Origin of the sequence: Bradyrhizobium sp. SZCCHNR1098 (assembly GCF_032489375.1) — a bacterium.
GTDB lineage: Bacteria > Pseudomonadota > Alphaproteobacteria > Rhizobiales > Xanthobacteraceae > Bradyrhizobium.
Map to the genome: position 1 here is coordinate 56,215 of NZ_JAUEXY010000014.1, position 16,495 is coordinate 72,709.

Here is a 16,495-nt window from a genome sequence, read left to right on the forward strand (position 1 = left end):
CGCCGGCCTTTTTCGTTGACGCGAGGTTCTTTGATGCGACGTCCGGCTCAGGCCGGCTTGACGAAGAAATACACCGTCAGGCCGCAGCCGACGGCGATGATGAAACGGCGCACATGGGCCGGCGGGATGATCTGGCCAAGCCGCGCGCCGACGAAGCCGCCGACCATGGCAGCCCCCATCATCGTCAGCGTCTCCAGCCAATGCACGCGGCCCGAGAACGCAAAGATGGCGGAGGCCGTCATATTCATGAGCGCAGCGAGCAGCACCTTCATGCCGTTCATGGCGCGGATGTCGCGCATGCCGTAGAACACCAGGGCCGCCAGCATCAGGATGCCGATGCCGCCGCCGAAATAGCCGCCATAGATCGCGATCACGAACTGCACCGCCTGGATGGTCAGCGGCCCGAACCAGCGCGCGCCATCCTTCGGCGTAAAGCGCATGCCGAATGCGAACACGCTCGTGGCGAACAGCAACAGCCAGGGCACCAGCCGGCTGAAGGCGGCCGACGGTGTGACCAGGAGCAGCACGGCGCCGAGCGTGCCGCCGATCAGGCTGATGATCGACAGTCGCACGAGGTCGTGGCGCCAGGGCGCCTTTGCGTCGTTCAAGATCTCACGGGAGGCCCAAGCGCTGACGAACTGCCCGGGGCAGAGCGCGACGGTGCTGGAGGCGTTGGCGTCAATCGCGGGAATGCCGGCGGCGAGCAAGGTCGGGAAGGTCAGGAACGCGCCGCCGCCGGCCAGCGCATTGACGATGCCCGAGCCGAAGGCGGCGAGGGCGAGCAGGGCCAGCATCGTCCAGTCCGTCATCGCTGTCACTACTCGCCCTTCAGCCGCTGGCCGTCTTGGACGCGGACGCGCTCGGCGCCGCGGGCGCCGGCCGGCGACAGCCTGAGCATGCTCAGGAACGCGCCGACCAGCGCGAAACCGACGCCGGTCAAGAGCGACAGCCGCGTGCCGTCGGTCGAATCGATCGCGAGAAACATCGCGACCAGCGCCGCACCCGTGGTCTGGCCGAGCAGGCGCGCCGTGCCGAGCATGCCGCTGGCGCCGCCGGCGCGCTCGCGTGGCGCAGCGGCGATCATGGTACGGTTGTTCGGCGTCTGGAACAGGCCGAAGCCGCAGCCGGCCAGCGCCATGCGCCAGACGATATCCCATGCCGACGGCTCGCGCGGCAGCAGGCCGAGCGCACCGAGCCCGCACGCGAAGATGACGAGACCGATGCCGCCGAGCAGCCCGGCTGGCACGCGCTCGACCAGACGCCCCGCAATCGGCGCCGTCAGGCCGACCGCGATCGGCCACGGTGTGATCAGCAGGCCCATCTGCACCGGCGAATAGCCGAAATGGCTTTCGAGATAGAAGGGGATCGCGACGAAGGCGAGCATCTGTCCGCAGAACGACGAGATCGAGGTCGCGATCGACAGCGCGAACACTGGAATGCGCAGCAGGTCGAGCGGCAGCAGCGGCGAGGCCATGTGGGTCTGGCGCCAGACCAGCCACACGCCGGCCGTGATGGCGACGACGAACTCGATCGCGCAGGTCACCAGCGCCTCGCCATGGCCGAGGCTGTCCACGGCGGCGATCAGGAAGCCGAAGGCGACCGCGCTCAAGGCCGCGCTCTGCCAATCGAACATGTGCGGCGCGCGCGGCGTATGCGGCAGGAAGCGGAAGCCGAAGACGAAGGTGACGATGCCGAGCGGCACGTTGATCGCGAACAGCCACGGCCAGTTGCCGACGGCGAGGATGCCGGCGGCGATGGTCGGACCGAGCGCGGCGGAGACCGCGACCACCATCGCATTGATGCCGATGCCGCGGCCGAGCAGAGCGTGCGGATAGGTGAAACGCACCAGCGCCGAGTTGACGCTGAGGATGCCGGCGGCGCCAAAGCCCTGCAGGATGCGCGCGAGCGTCAGCAGCAGCAGGCTGTCGGCCAGCGCACAGAAGGCGGAGGCAGCCGTGAACAGCACGAGGCCGGCGAGATAGACCCGCCGATAGCCGATGATCTCGCCGAGCGAGGCCAGCGGCAGCAGCGAGATCGTGACCGCGAGCTGATAGCCGTTGACGATCCAGATCGAAAAAGCAGGGCTGGCATTGAGGTCGCGGGCGATCGTCGGCAGCGCCACATTGGCGATCGCGCCGTCGATCACGGCCAGCACGATGCCGAGGGCGATCGTCACGATCGCCCAGGTGCGCTGCGGCAGCGGCAGTCCGTCGGCGTGCAGACCCGTGGTCGTCGGCGTCTTCATGCGGGCTCCGGCCGCAGCCGGGCCGCGGGCAATGGACGGGAACGGGCAACCGCGCCGCACAAGCCCCGTTCCACGCCGGCGGACCGCGCCGCCGCGTCACCGCCGTTTGGGGCGGGCCTGAATGGTCCTGAGATAATTGACCGCGGCTTCCGCCTCGGGCCGCTCGAACTGGAAGCTCGGCATGTCCTTGTGAATGGTCGACAGGCCGGTCTGCAGCCGCTGGGCAAAATCCTCGTCGTAGAGCTTGCTGTCACCGAAGGTCCTGAACGGGGGCGCGTCGGGATGCCGGCTGGCGCCTGTGAGACCTACCGCATGGCATCGGCTGCAAAGGCTTTGCAAGAGCGCTTTTCCACGCTTCTGCTCGCTGTCCAGCGCATGGCTGGCGGTCGACGCGAACGCCAGCAGCAGGCAGGCGGACCCCATTCGTCGTCTCATGAACTCGTTCTCGCGTGTCTTGCGCCCGGCTACCAGCGGCCCTCGGCCTTGCTATAGGCATATAGGGCGATCAGCCCGATCGTCACCAGGGTCGAGCCGATCAGGACGATCCGGTCCCAGCGCAGCTGTGTCTCGTCGTCCCGCTGCAAGGTCAGCAGGGAGAACAGGGCCTTCATGGCAAAGCGGCGCATCGAATCGATCCCGGCAGCGGCCGCACATTCCGATGACGTGGGCCGGCCGCAGCTTAGCCTGCCCAATCGTTGCGCCGCCATGGCGAACATCTTGGGTCTGATGTCCGGCCCCCGGAGGGGCTCGGAAGCCGGATGCTCGAACTACCCAGCCTGTCCCATCACGACGTCTGCCACCGCCCGCGCGACTTTCGCGATCGTTGCGTTGCGATCCTCGGGAGACGCCTGTGAACCAGTCAGATAGGCCGTGACCAGAACCGGTTTGCGGCCCGGGGGCCAGAGAATGCCGACGTCGTTGGTCGTGCCGCGGTCCCCAGCGCCCGTCTTGTCGGCGACGCGCCAGTCACGCGGCACACCGGCGCGAAGCCGAGTGTCGCCGGTCTTGTTGGCGATCATCCAGTCCGTCAATCGCTGGCGCATATTCGTCGACAAGACCTCGCCAAGGAGCACGCGGCGCAGGTTCTGTAGCATGGCGGCCGGACTGGTCGTGTCGCGAGGGTCGTCGGCCAGCGCCTCGTTGAGCTCAACTTCCCAGCGGTCCAGGCGGCTGATCTCGTCGCCGATCGATCGGGCAAAACGCGTCAGACCCGCAGGACCGCCGATCTGCCGCAACAGGAGATTTCCCGCGGTGTTGTCGCTCTGGGTGAGCGCAGCTTCGCAGAGCTCGGCGAGTGTCATGCCGCGGCCGACGTGCTCCTTGGTCACCGGCGAATATGTTACGAGATCCTTCGCCTCGAACGGGACGCGCGTGTCGAGATGCAGTTCGCCGGCGTCGACGCGCTTCAGGACAGCCGCGGAAGCCAGACACTTGAACGTGCTGCACATCGGAAAGCGCTCGGCCGAGCGCAGGCCCGCCTCGAACCCGCTTTCGGAGTCGAGGACGGCGATGCCGAGCCGTCCGAGGCTCTCGCGCTCGATGCGGGCGAGTTCCCCTTCCAGATGCGCCCTTCGGTCGGCCGCCGCCTTCGCCGCAGGTGATGGCAGCCCGCTCGCCGCAGCCGCCATCCCGAGGATTCCAAAACCCAGATGCCGTCTCGTCAGCATGTTCATTCTCCAGTGACTGCGCGAACCTGCCGAACGAGGTGACGACTGACAAACGATCATTTATTCGTCGAGCCATGAGCAGAACTTGGTCATCATGCCCATCCGCAGCCATCTCCCTTTGAACGCCTTGCGGGCCTTCGAAGCATCCGCCCGGCATCTGAGCTTCACCAAGGCAGGCCTGGAGCTCAGGGTCACGCAGACCGCGATCAGTCACCAGGTGAAACAGCTCGAGCAGATGTTGGGCGCTCACCTGTTCCGGCGCCTGCCGCGCGGCCTCACGTTGACCGACGAAGCCCTGGCTCTGTTTCCCGTCCTCAACGATGCGTTCAGTCGCATCAGCGGCGCGATCGATCGCATCGAAGCGAAGGGAACCCGCGAGGTCGTGACCGTCGGCTGTGTCGGCACCTTTGCAACGGGATGGCTGCTGCAACGCCTCGACGGTTTTCGAGATACGCACCCCCATATCGACCTGCGCCTCCTCACCAACAACAACCGCATCGATATCGCCGGAGACGGGCTCGACATCGCGCTTCGCTTCGGCGACGGCTCCTGGCACGGCACTGAGGCCATCCATCTGATGTCTGCCCCGCTGTCGCCCGTCTGTCATCCCGATGTCGCGAGTCGTCTGCGCGCGCCGTCGGACCTCGCGGGCGAAAATCTCCTGCGGTCATATCGCGCCGAGGAATGGCCATTATGGTTTGCAGTCGCGGGCGCTCCATGCCCGATGATCCAGGGGCCGATCTTCGACAGCTCCGTCGCGATGGCCGAAGCGGCCGCGCGCGGCGTCGGCGTTGGCCTGGTTCCGATCGCCATGTTCAACTGCGAGCTCGAGACGGGTCGGCTGGTCAGGCCGTTTGCGGCTGAGGTCGCCGCCGGTTCTTATTGGCTGACCTGGTTGAAGTCGAAAGAACCGACGTCCGGCATGCGTGCCTTTCGTGACTGGCTGGTTGATGCCTTGCGCGCCGATCCGCCGCGCTGACGGCCGGTCGCCACCGCGCACAAGCCGAGGGAGCTAACAGCGCCACGAGGCGCGTGAGGTGGGCGCGTTGCGGCCAGCTCAGCGCTTTACGGCGCTGCGCCGCCACTCGCGCGGCGACAGGCCGAACTGCTCGCGGAACACGCGGCCGAAATGCGAGAGATCGTTGAAGCCCCAGGACAAGGCGATTTCGCTGATCTGACGATGCGCCAGCGTCGGCGAGCCGAGATCGCGCCGGCACTGCTTGAGCCGCGCAGCCAGCACGAAGCGCTGGAACGAGGTCTCCTCGTCCGAGAACAGGTCGTTGACGTAGCGCGCCGATAGCCCGAGCTCGCGTGCGATCTCCGGCAGTGAGAGGTCGGCGTCGGGCAGCCGGGTGCGGATGTGCGCCTTGATGCGATAAAGCAGCGCTGCGCGATGGCTCGAGGCGGGCAGGGGCTGTGTGCGAAGCCGCTCGGCCAAGGTCATGGCGAGCAGGTCGGCAGCCTGGTCGGCCAGAGGTTCGACATGCTCGGGGCCGATGTGCTCGGCGCGTTCGCAGAGCCTGACGATGAAATCATGGGCGAGCGGCTGGAGCGGGCTATCGGGGCCGAAGCTGATGGCCGTCACGGTTTCCGTCGGGCCGATCCGGCGCTGCAGCATCTCGCGCGGGAGCTTGAACACGATCTGCTTGAACGCGGCGTCGAACTGCAGCTCGTAGGGGCGGGTCGTGTCGTAGATCGCGAACTCGCCGGGCCGGATCACGGTGTCGCGGCCATCCTGAACGACGCCGCCGATTCCCTCTCGCCCGAGCGCGACGAGGACGAAGTCGGCATCCGCCCGGGAGATTCGCTGCGAGGTCCGGTGCACGCGCTGCCGGTCCGAGGCGACCTCGGAGCAGACGGCGCGGCCCAAGGTCGCGTGCGTCACCGCGCCGCGAAATGCGCTGCCGAGATCGGACGTGCAGTCGAGGCCGACATAGACGTCGCAGACGATGTCCTGCCACAGCGCCAGCCGGCGGTGGCCCGGGCTTCCTTCCGTGGTGAACAGGACCGGCATCGCTCCGTCCCCCTCCGCCTCTGTGTCGCGTGGATCGTCGGAAATGCAGCAAGTTCTGGGCCGGCTGGTCTCTCGCTGGCGGCCGCAGTCGAGTTTTCGTTCCCTCCAAGACGAGCGCGAATGATCGCCGAGGTCAATACTCCCCTGCGAATGCGGCGCGCGGCGCCGCCGATCCGGAAGAGGGGAGACGCGGGATGGGACTGGCACATCCGAAATACAAGGTGGCGGTGGTGCAGGCGGCGCCGGCCTGGCTCGACCTGGACGCCTCGATCAAGAAGACCGTCGGCCTGATCGAGGAGGCGGCCGACAAAGGTGCCAAGCTGATCGCGTTTCCGGAGGTCTTCATCCCCGGCTATCCCTGGCACATCTGGATGGACTCGCCGGCCTGGTGCATCGGCCGTGGCTTCGTGCAGCGCTATTTCGACAATTCGCTGGCCTATGACAGCCCGCAGGCCGAGGCGCTGCGCGCCGCCGTGCGCAAGGCCAGGCTCACGGCCGTGCTGGGACTGTCCGAGCGCGACGGCGGCAGCCTCTACATCGCGCAATGGTTGATCGGCCCGGACGGCGAGACCATCGCCCGGCGCCGCAAGCTGCGGCCGACCCATGCCGAGCGCACCGTCTATGGCGAGGGCGACGGCAGCGATCTCGCCGTGCACGACCGGCCTGACATCGGCCGGATCGGTGCGCTGTGCTGCTGGGAGCATCTGCAGCCGCTGTCGAAATACGCGATGTATGCCCAGAACGAGCAGGTGCATGTCGCGGCCTGGCCGAGCTTCTCGCTGTACGATCCGTTCGCGCCGGCGCTCGGCGCCGAGGTCAACAACGCCGCCTCGCGCGTCTATGCCGTGGAAGGCTCGTGCTTCGTGCTGGCGCCGTGCGCCACCGTCTCGCAGGCGATGATCGACGAGCTGTGTGACCGGCCCGACAAGCACGCGCTGCTGCATGTCGGCGGCGGCCACGCCGCGATCTTCGGTCCAGACGGCTCTTCGCTTGCGGAGAAGCTGCCGCCGGAGCAGGAGGGGTTGCTGATCGCCGAGATCGATCTCGGCATGATCGGCATCGCCAAGAACGCCGCCGATCCGGCGGGACACTATTCTCGCCCCGACGTGACCCGGCTGCTGCTCAACAAGAAGCCGCTCAACCGGGTCGAGGCCTTCGCGCTGCCGGTCGACGCGGTCACGCCCGGCGAGGCACAATCGGCGGCTGGCTGACAGGCTTGGCGAGCGCTAGGTCCCGGCCTCCGGTTGTGCCGGCGGCGGGGCCGACCGCCGCGGCGGCCGCTGCGCACGGCCTGCCGGCGCCGCCATGCGCGGCTGCAAGGTGACGATCACCGGGTTTGGCTTGTGGTCGGTCGCCGCGCCAGTCGCGGCGTCCACACCCATGCCGATCAGGCCGCCCGCTAAGATGTTGCCGGCGAAGCCGGCCGCGCCGGTCGCCGGGATGTCCTTGGTCAACGGGATGATCTGGGTCTCGTAGCCCGGCTTTTCGATGGTGACGGAGATGTCGGCATTGCGCTTGGCGACGAACGAGCAGGGCGTCGTGCAGGTCATCGGCGCTTCGAGACCGGCGATCGTGGCCTCGGCCCCGGACGGTGTCGACGCGACACTGATCGTCTCGGTTGTACCCCGCGTTACGGACGCGCAACCTCCCAGCGCGGCGCACAGCGCTACGAACGCTACAACTCTCATTTGGTACTGCCCCCTTGAAACCCGGGGGAACTCAAGCGCAACTGGAGCGGGACGGCAAGCGCAATCAGCATTATCCGAAGAAATTCCCGGGCGAGTTTCACGCGAGTGTGGCTTTCACACCTGCTTTCCACGAACCTGCCGTGCGATCGCCTTCTGCGCATCAAACTCGGCGCGCCGCCGCGCCAGCTCTTCCGGCGCGAGCATGGCCGGATTGCTGTAGTCGCGCTTCCAGCCGTGATCGTCGCTCCACTGCAAAGGCGATTGCACGGTCGTCCGTGCGGCTGGTGAACTCTCGAGGACACGCAGGGCGAGCTCGAGCGTGAAGGCCTGTGAGGCCGCGTCGTGCGGCTTGCCGGCGGAATTGCCGAGCGGAAAATCCGAGAACAGGAAGCGCGGTGCTGCCGCGTGCTCGACGATGTCCTTGGCGCAGCCCATGACGACGGTCGCGATGCCGTTCGCTTCGAGATGCCGGGCTACCAGGCTCACGGTCTGGTGGCACACCGGGCAGTTCGGCACCAGCACGACGGCGTCGATCTCGTCGGCGCGGCAGTGCGCAAGAATCTCCGGCGCATCGGTCTCGATCGTCACGCGCTGGCTGCGATTGGTCGGCGCGCCGAAGAAGCGCGGTCCGACCGCGCCGATGCGGCCCTCACGCGCCAGCCTGATGAGCTGTGGAAGCGGAAACCAGGTGCCGGGATCCTCGGCGCTGGTGTGCGCGCGATCATAGGCGATGTGGGAAATGCGCAGGTCGTGCTCCGCCGACGTGTCGCCGTCATAGACGGAGTAGAACTTGGCGCCACCATTGTAGGGCGCGCCGGGGCCTTGATCGCCTTTGGCGGGATCGAAAGGCGCGGCCGTGGTGACGATGGTGACGCGCGACTGCGCGAGCGGCTTGCGCAACGGATGGAACGGCGCCGACGTGTAGTGAGCCCAGCGATAGGGCGTGTCATAGCCGATCGCGAGATAGTAGTCGCGCGTGCGCGCCATGTAGGACAAGGGCGCATCGCTTTCGGGCGCGAAGCCGAGTCTGTCGTCGGTCGGTGCGGTCATCCGTCGCGCTCCCTGCAGGACTTGAGGATTGCTAGCCCGCTCATTCGCTGTGTCAAGGCGCCGCGCGGTGGAACCCCGCATGGTCCTGGGCTTTGTCTGTCGACAGAATTCCAACCATTGCACCGCGCTCACGATGCCTTCCATTTTTTCGGTTGCTCGCATTGCCTGTCTCGGCCTTGCCCTGATCCTGACCGGGCCGTTGTCCGGCGTGGCGGCGGAGCAGGGCTCAGACCGTGACGTTGCCGTGCCGGCTGATCCGAAGGGCGGCGCGCAGCAGGACGCGCCGCACGAGACTGCGAAGCCGGCAGAGGCTGCGGCAGAGGGCCCGGAGATCAAGGCCGAGGAGTCCAAGGAGAGCGGCACCCGCGAGGCGATCTGCCTGATGATCGAATCCGCAGCCAAGGCGAATGATCTGCCGCTCGAATTCTTCGCTCGCGTGATCTGGCAGGAGAGCCGCTTTCAGAGCGATGCAGTCGGGCCGGTCACGCGCAACGGCCAGCGCGCGCAGGGAATTGCGCAGTTCATGCCGGGCACGGCGAACCAGCGCCAGTTGCTCGATCCGTTCGATCCGGTTCAGGCGCTGCCGAAGTCGGCGCAGTTCCTGGCCGAGCTGCGCGATCAGTTCGGCAATCTCGGGCTCGCGGCGGCGGCCTACAATGCGGGGCCGCGCCGGGTGCAGGACTGGCTCACCGGCAAGGGGCAGATGCCCTGGGAGACCCGCAACTACGTCTCGGCCATCACGGGAGCCACGATCGATGAGTGGGCGGCCGCCGGTAACGGCGGCAAGACGCCGCCGAGCCCGCCGCCGACCTCGTGTCGTCAGCTGATGGCGATGTTGAAGCGCGCGCCGAATCCGTTCGTCACGGAGCTCGAGCAGCATGTGGCGCTGTCGGCCGCGAAACCATGGGGCGTCCAACTGGCTGCGGGCTTCGACCGCAACAAGGCGCTCGCGATGTATTCGCGGGCGATCAAGGGGCTTGGCCCGGTCATCGGCGACCGCGACCCGAGCCTGCTGTCGTCGGTGATGCGCTCGCGCGGCAGCCGCGCCTTCTACCAGGTGCGAATCGGCGCCGAGACTCGGGCCGAGGCCGACGCGCTCTGCAGCCGGATCCGCGGAGCCGGTGGCGCCTGCTTCGTGCTGCGCAATCGCTCCGGATAGAGCTCGTGCGGCGCCGCGCGTGGGGATGGTGGGAATGGCTGCGCCGGACGCAGACCCGCGCGCGCCTTATGGCGGTTGACGCGAGCGGCTTTCGCCAGCCTTATCGCGGTTCGTTCCGCTGGGCCGCCCGTGACACTTCCTCCGCTCGATTCGCCGCAATGGCATGGTTCACTGCGCGCCTTCGGCTGGGGGCTGCGCGCGACGTCAGCGACCATCCTGTCAGTGGTGCTGTTCGTCACCTTCATCGGCATCGGCGCGCTCGCCCACGATACCCGTTTCAGCATGCTCTGGGCGATCCTGAGCACGGTGCTGGTGTGGGCCGGGCCGGCGCAGATCATCCTGGTCTCCACGCTCGGCTCCGGCCAGACCATTTTGCAGTCGGCGATCGCGGTCACGATGAGCGCGATCCGGCTGTTTCCGATGGTGGTGGCGGTGCTGCCGCTGATCCGCTCCCCCCAGACCAAGCGGCGGCACCTGGTGCTGATCGCGCATTTCACCGCGGTGACCCTGTGGGTCGAATGCTATCGCTTCCTGCCGCATGTGCCGCGCGAGCGCCGCATCGCCTTCGTGCATGGGCTCGGTACCGGCCTGATGGGGATTGCGCTGATCGCGACCATCATCGGCTATCTCTTGGCCGCCAACCTGTCGCAGACCTTCGGCGCCGCGGTGCTCTTGCTGACGCCGCTGGCGTTCCTGTTCTCGACCCTGCGCAACGCCAGGGAGCTGGCCGACGTGCTCGCGCTCGGCCTTGGCCTCGTGCTGTATCCCGTGGCGGCCCAGCTCAACAGCGGCGTCGATATCCTGGTCAGCGGCGTCGTCGCCGGAACGCTCGCGTTCGGCGCGCACAAATGGCGCGAGCGGCGGGGGCCGGCATGAGCGACTTCATCGGCGATTGGCATGCGCTCGTGGTGCTGCTGGTGGCGGGCGTGATCCCCAACCAGATCTGGCGCCTGCTCGGGCTGTGGTTCGGCAGCGGGCTCGACGAGGGCTCGGACCTACTGATGTGGGTCAAGGCGGTTGCGACCGCCATCTTGGCTGGCGTCATCGCCCAGATCCTGGTGCAGCCGCCGGGCGCGCTCGCCAGCGTGCCATGGGGCCTGCGCTACGGTGCGGTCGTTGCCGGCCTTGCGGCCTTCATGGCGAGCCGCCGCTCGATCTTTGCCGGTGTCGTCTGCGGCGAGGCCGTCATGCTGGCCGGCAAATGGTGGCTCGGCTGAGTTGCGCGATCTTGCGCAACCGCAATTGCGGTGAGCCGAGGTTCGGATAGATTGCCGGGCAGACCCAAGGACTCCGCAATGACCACTGATACCGATCTCCGCCCGGGAGAAGTTGCCGTCGACGCGCCACAGCCGCGCGACGCCGCGCTGTATTTCATCGGCCGCATCCGCACGCCCTGGACCTCGCGGCTCGAGACTCCGCGGCAGGGCAGCTTCGAGGGGCCGGTGTGCCGGCTCGAGATCTTCGAGCCCTGGGTGCCGGCGCTGCAGGGCATCGATCGTTTCAGCCAGCTCCAGGTGCTGTACTGGCTCAACCGGGCCCGCCGGGATCTCGTGAAGCAGAGCCCGCGCCATCATGACGGCGAGACCCGGGGCACCTTCGCGCTGCGCTCGCCGGTGCGTCCCAATCCGATCGGCGTGTCGACCGTCCGCTTCGTCGCGCTGGAGGGCAACACCGTGCTGGTGCGCGGTCTCGACTGCCTCGACGAGACGCCGCTGATCGACCTGAAGCCGGATCATTGTGTGTTCACGCCGGCAGCGGCGGGTGGGGATGACAAATAGGACCGACAGATCCGGATGTCGAAGGTGAACAAGCGGCCGCAGAAGACGGTGACGGCTCTGGATGCGATCACGGCGGACCTCGTCGCCGTGCTGGTGGCGGTGACCGACGGCCATCCGAAGATCATGACGATCGAGCACGCCGCGGCGCTGCCGAGCGGACCGTTTCAGTTCGCGCACCGCTCGCTGCAGATGGGCCTGCGCGCCTGGGTCAAGGCGCAGACCGGCCATCCGCTCGGCTATGTCGAGCAGCTCTACACCTTCGCCGACCGCGGTCGCGGCGGCGCTCCCGACGCGCCGCACCGCATCTCCATCAGCTATCTCGGCCTGACACGCGAGGAAGAGGGGCGCGAGGGCGCGGATGCGCAATGGTCGTCATGGTACGACTACTTCCCGTGGGAGGATCATCGCGACGGACCGCCGACGATCCTGGCCAAGATCATCGCGCCGAAGCTGAAGGCCTGGGCGCGAGCCGCCGACCAGCCGGCGCTGCAGAAGACAAGGTGGCAGCGCGCCGCGATCACTTTCGGTCTCGATGGCCGCGAGTGGAACGAGGAATTGGCGCTGCAGCGCTATGAGCTGCTGTACGAGGCTGCGCTGATTCCCGAGAGTACGCGCGAGAAGGAGGCCGGCCAAGCGGAGGTGCCCGGCCGCGCCATGATCGGTGATCACCGTCGGATTCTCGCCACCGGAATTGCCCGCCTGCGCGCCAAGATCAAATACCGGCCGGTCGTGTTCGAGTTGATGCCGGAAGAATTTACACTGCTGCAATTGCAGCGCAGCGTCGAGGCACTGGCCGGCCGGCTCGTGCACAAGCAGAACTTCCGCCGCCTCATCGAGCAGCAGGAACTGGTTGAAGAGACAGGCGCAATCGCTGCCGACACGATCGGTCGGCCGGCCAAGCTGTTTCGCTTCAGGCAGGGCGTTCTGGCCGAGCGGGCGGTGGTCGGAACCAAGCTGCCGCTCTCGCGGTCTTGATCTCCCGCTCTTGACAAGGCTTATGCTCAGGATAAGTATAAGTCATCTTATGCTCACGGAGAGTATAAATGGCCGAGCTTGTCCTGCCTGCCGTCGCGCCGAATGCACCGCTTGCTGAGCGTCTGAGGCGGGTGATCCCGCCGCCGGAATGGGCCGTCTTCGAGGACGACGTCGCAGCCATTCTGGCGCTGAAGCGCCAGCGCAATGCCGTGGTGCTGGCGCACAACTATCAGACGCCCGAGATCTATCACGGCGTCGCCGACATCGTCGGCGACAGCCTGCTGCTGGCGCGCGAAGCGACCAAGGTCGATGCCGAGGTGATCGTGCTCGCCGGCGTCCACTTCATGGCCGAGACCGCCAAGCTGCTCAATCCTGACAAGACGGTGTTGATCCCCGACGTAAAGGCGGGCTGCTCATTGGCGGAATCGATCACCGCCGACGACGTGCGGCTGATGCGCGCGCGCCACCCCGGCGTGCCCGTGGTCGCCTATGTCAACACGTCGGTGGCGGTGAAGGCCGAGTCCGACGTCTGCTGCACGTCCGGCAACGCACGCGCGGTGGTCGAGTCGCTCGGCGTCGATCACGTCATCATGCTGCCGGATGAATATCTCGCGCGGAACGTCGCCGCACAGACAAAGGTCAGGATCACGGCCTGGAAGGGGCATTGCGAGGTGCATGAGCGCTTCAGCGCCGACGACGTCCGCGCGCTGCGCGACAACCATCCCGGTGTCACCGTGCTTGCGCATCCGGAGTGTCCGCCGGAGGTCGTGGCGGAGGCCGACTTCGCCGGCTCGACCGCGGCGATGTCGGACTTCGTCGGAGCAAGAAGGCCGGCCCGGGTGGTGCTGCTGACGGAATGCTCGATGAGCGACAATGTCGCCGTGCTCCATCCCGACATCGAGTTCATCCGCCCCTGCAATCTGTGCCCGCACATGAAGCGGATCACCCTGAAGAACATCCGCCATGCGCTCGAGACCAATACGCACGAGGTCACGATCGATCCCGCGATGGCCGAGCGCGCGCGGCGCTCGGTGGAAAGGATGCTGGCGTCATGAGCATCGATGTTTCGGCGTTGATCGGCCGTCCCGTGATCATCGGCGGCGGTACCGCAGGTCTGATGACGGCGCTTGCGCTTGCACCCGAGCCCGTCGTGCTGTTGTCGAAGTCGCCGCTCGGCGCGGAGGCGTCGAGCATGTGGGCGCAGGGTGGACTGGCCGCGGCGGTTGGCGATGACGATGATCCGGGGCTGCATCTGAAGGACACGCTCGCCGCCGGAGCGGGATTGTGCGACGAGGCCGCTGCGCGCCGCATCATCGAAGCAGCTCCGGCCGCGGTCGAGCGCCTCGCGCAGCTTGGCGTTGCGTTCGACCGAGGTGCGGATGGACGTTGGCGTCTGGGCCTGGAGGCCGCACACAGCCGCAACCGGATCGTGCATGCGACCGGCGACGGCACGGGACGCGAGATCATGCGCGCACTGATCGTGGCTGTGCGGCGTTGTGCTTCGGTGACCTTGCTCGAAGGCGTCGAGGCGCGCCGGCTGATTGTCAATGACAACGCGATCCAGGGCGTGGCTGCGGCGCGCGGCGGTGAGGCTCTGATCCTCGGCACGACACGCGTCGTGATCGCAACCGGCGGCATCGGCGGCCTGTTCCTCGACAGCACCAATCCGGCCGGCTGTTTCGGCCAGGGCCTCGCGCTCGCGGCGCGGGCTGGTGCGGTGCTGTCCGACCTCGAATTCGTGCAGTTTCACCCGACGGCGTTCGACGGGCCGTCGCGGCCGCTGCCGCTGCTCACCGAGGCGATCCGCGGCGATGGCGCCGTCCTGATCGACGACACTGGCACGCGCTTCATGGCCGACGAGCCCGGCGCTGAGCTGGCGCCGCGCGACGTGGTGGCGCGGGCGGTATGGCGCCGCCGTGCGCAAGGCCTTCGCGTGTTCCTCGATGCCCGCGACAAGCCGGGCAAGGATTTCATCGCGCGCTATCCCGTGATCAGCGCCTTCTGCCGCATGGCGGGCATCGATCCCGCGCGCGATCCGATCCCCGTGCGGCCGGCCGTGCACTATCATATGGGCGGCATCGCTGTTGACGCGATGGGACGCAGCACGGTCGAGGGCTTGTGGGCCTGTGGCGAAGCCAGCCGCACCGGCCTGCACGGCGCCAACCGGCTCGCCAGCAACTCGCTGATGGAGGCGATCGTCTGCGCGCAATGGGTGGCCGAAAGCGTGGCCGGCGCGCCGCAGCGTGCCGGCAAGCCGTGCGAGGTGGCGGCAATTCCGCCGGCGTCCGATCCGTCCGCCGTGCGGCCGCTGCTGTCGCATGCGCTCGGCGTGATGCGCGAGCGTCGCACGATCGCGGATGCCGTCAGCAGCCTGCTTCCGCTGGCAGAGCAGGCCGGGCCCATGGCTGACCCGGCGCTGGTCGGCCTGATGCTCGCGGTCGCGGCCCATGCGCGGGAGGAGAGCCGCGGCGCGCATTTCCGCAGCGATCGTCCGGACACGCTGCGCGTCGCGCAGCCGTCCAGCTTCACTCTGTCCGAGGCGGTCGCCGTTGCACGCGACATTGTCGAGGCGGAGCAGACGCCGTTCAGGAGCGCAGCGCCATGACTCTCAATCCTCTCTCGCCCTTGCTCTACGAGCCGCTGGTGCGCATGGCTCTGCTCGAGGATCTCGGCCGCGCCGGCGACATCACCACCGATGCCATCGTCCCCGCCGAGCAGCGCGCCTCGCTGAAGCTGAGGGCGCGCCAGCACGGGGTGATCGCAGGTCTCGATGTGGCGCGCTGCGCCTTCCAGACCGTCTCGCCGGACGTGCGCATGGAGATCGTGCGACCGGACGGCAGCGTCGTGACGCCGGGAGACGCGATCGCGACCATCAGCGGCCCGGCACGGGCGCTGCTGACCGGCGAGCGCGTCGCGCTCAACTTCCTCTGCCGTTTGAGCGGGGTCGCCAGCGCGACGGCGTCCCTGGTCGCCGCGGTGAAAGGGACCAAGGCGCAGATCGTCTGCACCCGGAAGACCACGCCGGGCCTGCGCACGCTGGAGAAATATGCGGTGCGCGCGGGTGGCGGCGGCAATCACCGCTTCGGGCTCGATGACGCTGTCCTGATCAAGGACAACCACATCGCCATCGCCGGCGGCATCAAGGCTGCCATCACGCGCGCTAAGGCCCATGCCGGCCATCTCGTCAAGATCGAGGTCGAGGTCGACACTCTGGCGCAGCTCGAGCAGGCGCTGACGCTGGGCGTCGATGCGGTGCTGCTCGACAACATGACGCCGGCGGAGCTCGAAGCCGCCGTCGGCATGATCAGCGGCAAGGCCATCGCGGAAGCCTCGGGCCGGATCACCGTGGAGACCGCACCCGCGATCGCTGCGGCCGGCGTCGACCTGATCTCGGTCGGCTGGATCACGCATTCGTCGGCCGCGCTGGACATCGGGCTCGACGAGGCGTGATCAGCCCTTGAGCACGGCGATCAGCTTCGCGGCATTCTCCTCCAGCACCTTCGGATCTTCCTTACGGCTCGCGGGCGGCAGCAGGGAATCGCCGTTGTGGCGCGGCATGATGTGGACGTGGAGGTGGAACACCATCTGCCCGCCGGCATGCTCGTTGAACTGCTGCACGGTGATGCCGTCGGCGGCGAACGCGGTCTTGGCGGCGCGGGCGATGGTGCGCACGGCACGGCCGACGTGGAGATAGTCCTCCTCGGTGATGTCGAGGATGTTGCGTGCAGCGGCCTTCGGGATCACCAGGGTGTGGCCGGGCACGCGCGGCATGATGTCGAGGAACGCCAGCACGTGGTCGTTCTCATAGACCTTGGTGCAGGGGAATTCGCCGCGCAGGATCTTCGCGAACGGATTGTTGGGATCGTAGGCGGTCATGGGCAGTCCCTTAAGCGGTTCCTCTTGGTGCGCCTTACTCTCA

The 16,495-nt window shown here is 67.6% G+C and carries 19 protein-coding genes; 10 read left to right on the plus strand and 9 right to left on the minus strand.

Annotated elements, in window-relative coordinates; genetic code table 11:
* Positions 1-47: 47 nt before the first annotated feature.
* The 5 genes from QX135_RS26050 to bla form a co-directional block, all read right to left on the minus strand.
* Positions 48-809 carry a sulfite exporter TauE/SafE family protein gene (locus QX135_RS26050; RefSeq protein ID WP_315740330.1) on the minus strand — a complete coding sequence of 254 codons (762 nt, stop codon included), beginning with the start codon at positions 807-809 and terminating at the stop codon, positions 48-50.
* An 8-nt stretch (positions 810-817) separates the two neighbouring features.
* The gene (locus QX135_RS26055; protein ID WP_315775248.1) at positions 818-2,245 is read right to left on the minus strand and encodes an MFS transporter; all 1,428 of its coding nucleotides are present in this window, start codon (positions 2,243-2,245) and stop codon (positions 818-820) included.
* 96 nt (positions 2,246-2,341) lie between these two features.
* A complete protein-coding gene (locus QX135_RS26060) occupies positions 2,342-2,668 on the minus strand; it encodes a cytochrome c (protein WP_315740328.1) in 327 nt (108 codons plus the stop codon).
* Positions 2,669-2,709: 41 nt separating this feature from the next.
* A complete protein-coding gene (locus QX135_RS26065; RefSeq protein WP_315718376.1) occupies positions 2,710-2,871 on the minus strand; it encodes a hypothetical protein in 162 nt (53 codons plus the stop codon).
* A gap of 141 nt (positions 2,872-3,012) precedes the next feature.
* Positions 3,013-3,912: a class A beta-lactamase gene (bla, locus tag QX135_RS26070; RefSeq protein ID WP_315775247.1), complete on the minus strand. Its 900-nt coding sequence runs from the start codon at positions 3,910-3,912 to the stop codon at positions 3,013-3,015.
* Between the two features lie 94 nt (positions 3,913-4,006).
* Between bla and QX135_RS26075 the strand changes: the two genes are divergently transcribed.
* Entirely contained in the window at positions 4,007-4,891 is an 885-nt protein-coding gene (locus tag QX135_RS26075; protein WP_315775246.1) for a LysR family transcriptional regulator, read from the plus strand.
* 78 nt (positions 4,892-4,969) lie between these two features.
* Here the strand turns inward: QX135_RS26075 and QX135_RS26080 are convergent, their stop codons facing one another.
* Positions 4,970-5,926 (minus strand): helix-turn-helix domain-containing protein, encoded by a 957-nt coding sequence (locus tag QX135_RS26080; protein WP_316180956.1) that lies wholly within the window; start codon positions 5,924-5,926, stop codon positions 4,970-4,972.
* 194 nt (positions 5,927-6,120) lie between these two features.
* Here QX135_RS26080 and QX135_RS26085 point away from each other — a divergent pair, with 194 nt between their 5' ends.
* Positions 6,121-7,137, plus strand: coding sequence for a carbon-nitrogen hydrolase family protein (locus QX135_RS26085; RefSeq protein ID WP_316180954.1), 1,017 nt, complete (start codon positions 6,121-6,123; stop codon positions 7,135-7,137).
* 15 nt (positions 7,138-7,152) lie between these two features.
* Here QX135_RS26085 and QX135_RS26090 read toward each other — a convergent pair whose 3' ends face one another.
* Together QX135_RS26090 and QX135_RS26095 are read right to left on the minus strand one after the other, a co-directional pair.
* The gene (locus tag QX135_RS26090) at positions 7,153-7,614 is read right to left on the minus strand and encodes a PEGA domain-containing protein (protein WP_315740324.1); all 462 of its coding nucleotides are present in this window, start codon (positions 7,612-7,614) and stop codon (positions 7,153-7,155) included.
* A 114-nt stretch (positions 7,615-7,728) separates the two neighbouring features.
* Positions 7,729-8,664, minus strand: coding sequence for a glycine reductase (locus QX135_RS26095; RefSeq protein WP_316180952.1), 936 nt, complete (start codon positions 8,662-8,664; stop codon positions 7,729-7,731).
* A gap of 133 nt (positions 8,665-8,797) precedes the next feature.
* Here QX135_RS26095 and QX135_RS26100 point away from each other — a divergent pair, with 133 nt between their 5' ends.
* The 8 genes from QX135_RS26100 (at position 8,798) to nadC (ending at position 16,026) form a co-directional block, all read left to right on the plus strand.
* Positions 8,798-9,823 (plus strand): lytic transglycosylase domain-containing protein, encoded by a 1,026-nt coding sequence (locus QX135_RS26100; protein WP_316180950.1) that lies wholly within the window; start codon positions 8,798-8,800, stop codon positions 9,821-9,823.
* Between the two features lie 129 nt (positions 9,824-9,952).
* Positions 9,953-10,699: an AzlC family ABC transporter permease gene (locus QX135_RS26105; RefSeq protein WP_315784549.1), complete on the plus strand. Its 747-nt coding sequence runs from the start codon at positions 9,953-9,955 to the stop codon at positions 10,697-10,699.
* Entirely contained in the window at positions 10,696-11,040 is a 345-nt protein-coding gene (locus tag QX135_RS26110; protein WP_315740320.1) for an AzlD domain-containing protein, read from the plus strand. Before QX135_RS26105 ends, QX135_RS26110 begins: the two co-directional genes overlap by 4 nt.
* A gap of 78 nt (positions 11,041-11,118) precedes the next feature.
* Positions 11,119-11,601: a tRNA (N6-threonylcarbamoyladenosine(37)-N6)-methyltransferase TrmO gene (gene tsaA / locus QX135_RS26115; protein ID WP_316180947.1), complete on the plus strand. Its 483-nt coding sequence runs from the start codon at positions 11,119-11,121 to the stop codon at positions 11,599-11,601.
* A gap of 15 nt (positions 11,602-11,616) precedes the next feature.
* Complete coding sequence (locus QX135_RS26120; protein ID WP_316180945.1) at positions 11,617-12,576, plus strand: NrtR DNA-binding winged helix domain-containing protein; 960 nt, start codon at positions 11,617-11,619, stop codon at positions 12,574-12,576.
* Between the two features lie 68 nt (positions 12,577-12,644).
* Positions 12,645-13,631 carry a quinolinate synthase NadA gene (gene nadA / locus QX135_RS26125; RefSeq protein ID WP_316180943.1) on the plus strand — a complete coding sequence of 329 codons (987 nt, stop codon included), beginning with the start codon at positions 12,645-12,647 and terminating at the stop codon, positions 13,629-13,631.
* Positions 13,628-15,181 carry an L-aspartate oxidase gene (locus QX135_RS26130; RefSeq protein WP_316180942.1) on the plus strand — a complete coding sequence of 518 codons (1,554 nt, stop codon included), beginning with the start codon at positions 13,628-13,630 and terminating at the stop codon, positions 15,179-15,181. The genes nadA and QX135_RS26130 overlap by 4 nt, the downstream gene beginning before the upstream one ends.
* On the plus strand, positions 15,178-16,026 hold the full coding sequence (gene nadC / locus QX135_RS26135) for a carboxylating nicotinate-nucleotide diphosphorylase (RefSeq protein WP_316180940.1): 849 nt from the start codon (positions 15,178-15,180) through the stop codon (positions 16,024-16,026). The genes QX135_RS26130 and nadC overlap by 4 nt, the downstream gene beginning before the upstream one ends.
* On the opposite strand, the gene QX135_RS26140 is transcribed toward nadC, so the two are convergent.
* Positions 16,027-16,452: an HIT family protein gene (locus QX135_RS26140; RefSeq protein ID WP_315775233.1), complete on the minus strand. Its 426-nt coding sequence runs from the start codon at positions 16,450-16,452 to the stop codon at positions 16,027-16,029.
* Positions 16,453-16,495: the final 43 nt, after the last annotated feature.

Bases quoted from the DNA above. Each gene is read 5' to 3' on its own strand.
- QX135_RS26050 (WP_315740330.1), bottom strand. From the start codon at position 809: ATGACGGACTGGACGATGCTGGCCCTGCTCGCCCTCGCCGCCTTCGGC.
- QX135_RS26055 (WP_315775248.1), bottom strand. From the start codon at position 2,245: ATGAAGACGCCGACGACCACGGGTCTGCACGCCGACGGACTGCCGCTG.
- QX135_RS26060 (WP_315740328.1), bottom strand. From the start codon at position 2,668: ATGGGGTCCGCCTGCCTGCTGCTGGCGTTCGCGTCGACCGCCAGCCAT.
- QX135_RS26065 (WP_315718376.1), bottom strand. From the start codon at position 2,871: ATGCGCCGCTTTGCCATGAAGGCCCTGTTCTCCCTGCTGACCTTGCAG.
- bla (WP_315775247.1), bottom strand. From the start codon at position 3,912: ATGCTGACGAGACGGCATCTGGGTTTTGGAATCCTCGGGATGGCGGCT.
- QX135_RS26075 (WP_315775246.1), top strand. From the start codon at position 4,007: ATGCCCATCCGCAGCCATCTCCCTTTGAACGCCTTGCGGGCCTTCGAA.
- QX135_RS26080 (WP_316180956.1), bottom strand. From the start codon at position 5,926: ATGCCGGTCCTGTTCACCACGGAAGGAAGCCCGGGCCACCGCCGGCTG.
- QX135_RS26085 (WP_316180954.1), top strand. From the start codon at position 6,121: ATGGGACTGGCACATCCGAAATACAAGGTGGCGGTGGTGCAGGCGGCG.
- QX135_RS26090 (WP_315740324.1), bottom strand. From the start codon at position 7,614: ATGAGAGTTGTAGCGTTCGTAGCGCTGTGCGCCGCGCTGGGAGGTTGC.
- QX135_RS26095 (WP_316180952.1), bottom strand. From the start codon at position 8,664: ATGACCGCACCGACCGACGACAGACTCGGCTTCGCGCCCGAAAGCGAT.
- QX135_RS26100 (WP_316180950.1), top strand. From the start codon at position 8,798: ATGCCTTCCATTTTTTCGGTTGCTCGCATTGCCTGTCTCGGCCTTGCC.
- QX135_RS26110 (WP_315740320.1), top strand. From the start codon at position 10,696: ATGAGCGACTTCATCGGCGATTGGCATGCGCTCGTGGTGCTGCTGGTG.
- tsaA (WP_316180947.1), top strand. From the start codon at position 11,119: ATGACCACTGATACCGATCTCCGCCCGGGAGAAGTTGCCGTCGACGCG.
- QX135_RS26120 (WP_316180945.1), top strand. From the start codon at position 11,617: ATGTCGAAGGTGAACAAGCGGCCGCAGAAGACGGTGACGGCTCTGGAT.
- nadA (WP_316180943.1), top strand. From the start codon at position 12,645: ATGGCCGAGCTTGTCCTGCCTGCCGTCGCGCCGAATGCACCGCTTGCT.
- QX135_RS26130 (WP_316180942.1), top strand. From the start codon at position 13,628: ATGAGCATCGATGTTTCGGCGTTGATCGGCCGTCCCGTGATCATCGGC.
- nadC (WP_316180940.1), top strand. From the start codon at position 15,178: ATGACTCTCAATCCTCTCTCGCCCTTGCTCTACGAGCCGCTGGTGCGC.
- QX135_RS26140 (WP_315775233.1), bottom strand. From the start codon at position 16,452: ATGACCGCCTACGATCCCAACAATCCGTTCGCGAAGATCCTGCGCGGC.